The following is a 2654-nucleotide window of genomic DNA, read 5'->3' as shown; positions in this document are numbered from 1 at the left end:
AACCAATGAACCAATGAACCAATGAACCAATGAACCAATGAACCAATGAACCAATGAACCAATGAACCAATGAACCAATGAACCAATGAACCAATGAACTAATAAAATGATAAAAAACTATTTCAAAATCGCTTTGCGTAACCTGTGGAAGCATAAAGCATTTTCTATTATTAATATAACAGGCCTGTCCATAGGGATAACGGCCTGTTTTTTCATTTTTATGTATGTAGGCTTTGAGTTGAGCTACGATAATATGCATACCAGGGCCGATAGGATTTACCGGCTGGTTACGGATATTAAAACGCCGACCGAAACCATTAATACCGGCGTTACGGCATGGCCATTCGCGCCAAACATTAAAGCCGATTTTCCCGAAGTGGAATCATTTGTGCGGGTGAGCGGCGGTAGTTTTTTGGTAAAAAAAGGCAATGTTAAATTCCAGGAAGAGAAATCCATTTTCGCCGATTCAACATTTTTTAAAGTTTTTGATTTCAAACTGTTGAAGGGCGATCCCAAAACGGCATTGTCAGAGGTGGCTACTATCGTGTTTTCAGAGTCGGCTGCAAAAAAATATTTTGGTAACACCGATCCTGTAGGGCAAACTGTACTGCTAACCGGCGATGCCATCCCCGCCAAGGTAACAGGGGTTATGAAGGATATTCCCGAAAACTCACAAATAAAAGCGGATATGCTGATATCGATGGTGTCGCTTACCCAAAAGTTTAATAAAGGGCTGGATAACCAATGGGCAAATTTTGGGGCGTCGAGTTACCTGTTATTAAAACCTGGCACCGACCCTAAAAGGTTGGAAGCCAAATTCGCGGCATTTTTAGAACGCCGCAATGGCGACGAAGAACGGAAAATGCACATGAGCTACAAGTTGTTCCTGGAGCCAATGAAAACGGTTTACCTATATTCTAAACGCGGCGGCCAGGAATCGGGTAGTATCAACAACGTTTACATATTTACTATTGTGGCCGTTTTTATATTGCTGATAGCCTGTATCAATTTTGTGAATTTAACCACAGCGCGGTCTGTTGAGCGGGCCAAAGAGGTAGGCATCCGCAAAGTTGTCGGAGCCGAAAAGGGCCAGTTAGCCAGCCAGTTTATAGGCGAGTCGGTTGTGCTTTGCCTTATCGCTTTTGTGTTAACTATTATTTTGTCGGTATTGTTTCTGCCCTTGTTTAACCAGCTTGCAGGGAAAACTATCAGCGCCGGAATTTTTTCCAATTGGTATTACGTGCTGATTTTATTGGGTACATCGGTAGCCATCGGTCTTATTGCCGGCATTTATCCCGCGTTGGTTTTGTCGTCATTTATGCCGGTTTCGGTATTGAAAGGCCGGTTTGCCAGCAGCAGCAAGGGTAATGTATTGCGTAAAACACTGGTGATAGCGCAGTTTACCATTTCGATATTCCTTATTATAGGTACCATTATCGTTTACACCCAAATGAACTTTATGCAAAACCGGGATCTTGGTTTTAGTAAAGACCAGATGCTTATTTTGGATACCAATGGCGATCCGGCCGGGAACGCGCTTAAGGAAGCACTTACATCAATTCCGGGGGTAAAATCAACCGCAATGTCGTCAAGTGTTCCGGGTGGGGGTAATCCTGGTGCTTATTCAGAGATTGAAAACAAAAAAGGCGATTTGCAAATAGCTAATCTCGACCTGTATTTTGTCGACTGGGATTATGTAAATCAATTTAAAATCAAGATGGTTGCAGGCAGGCCATTTTCCCGCGGGTTTGGCACAGATACGGCCCAAGCCATGTTATTGAACGAGGCCGCGGTTAAATTATTTGGCTATAGTTCACCGCAACAGGCTATCGGCAGGCGCTTTAAACAATGGGGCCGCGAGGGCAAAATAGTAGGGGTGATGAAGGATTTCCATTTCCGGTCGTTACAGGAAGTTATTAAGCCGTTAAGTATGCGAATTGAAATGAAGAACATCTCTTTAATTTCGGTAAAAATGTCGACCCAAAATACTGCGGCAACGCTGGCAGCCATTGAAAATAAATGGAAAATGTTAATCCCGAACAGGCCCTTCAGCTATTACTTTTTAGATGAGTTTTTTGACCGCCAGTACCGTGCAGAGCAGCGCTTTGGCAAACTGTTCCTCAACTTTGCGGTGCTGGCCATATTTATATCATGCCTTGGGTTATTGGGCCTGGCATCGTACAGTACGCTACAACGTACCCGCGAAATTGGTATCCGGAAGGTATTGGGCGCCACCGTGCCTGGCATTGTTAACATGCTATCCCGGGATTTTATTATACTGGTCATTATCTCTTTCTTCATCGCATCGCCCCTGGCGTATTGGTTTATGCACAGCTGGCTCAAAGATTTTGCCTACCGCATTGATATCAGCTGGTGGATCTTCGTTATTGCCGGCGTCCTGGCCTCTGTTATAGCACTTGGCACCATCAGTTTCCAGGCCATCCGCGCGGCGCTTAGCAACCCGGTTAAAAGTTTAAGAAGCGAGTAAGTATATAGGTGAAAGGCAAAAGGCGAAAGGTAAAAGGTAGCTGCGTTAGCGGCATGTCCCAACGAATCAACCGGCGAAGCCCGGTTGATTCACCTTTCACCTTTCACCTTTCACCTTTCACCTTTCACCTTTCACCTTTCACCTTTCACCTTTCACCTTTCACCTT

General features: G+C 44.5%; 1 protein-coding gene. It reads left to right on the top strand.

Annotated elements, in window-relative coordinates:
- Window positions 1–106: 106 nt before the first annotated feature.
- Entirely contained in the window at window positions 107–2488 is a 2382-nt protein-coding gene (locus tag AC1DV1_RS31165; protein WP_477368714.1) for an ABC transporter permease, read from the top strand.
- Window positions 2489–2654: the final 166 nt, after the last annotated feature.

This window comes from Mucilaginibacter sp. P4_D1 (assembly GCF_056401935.1).
The sequence above is the reverse complement of the archived record's forward strand: the minus strand, read 5'-3'. Positions and strand labels throughout refer to the sequence as shown.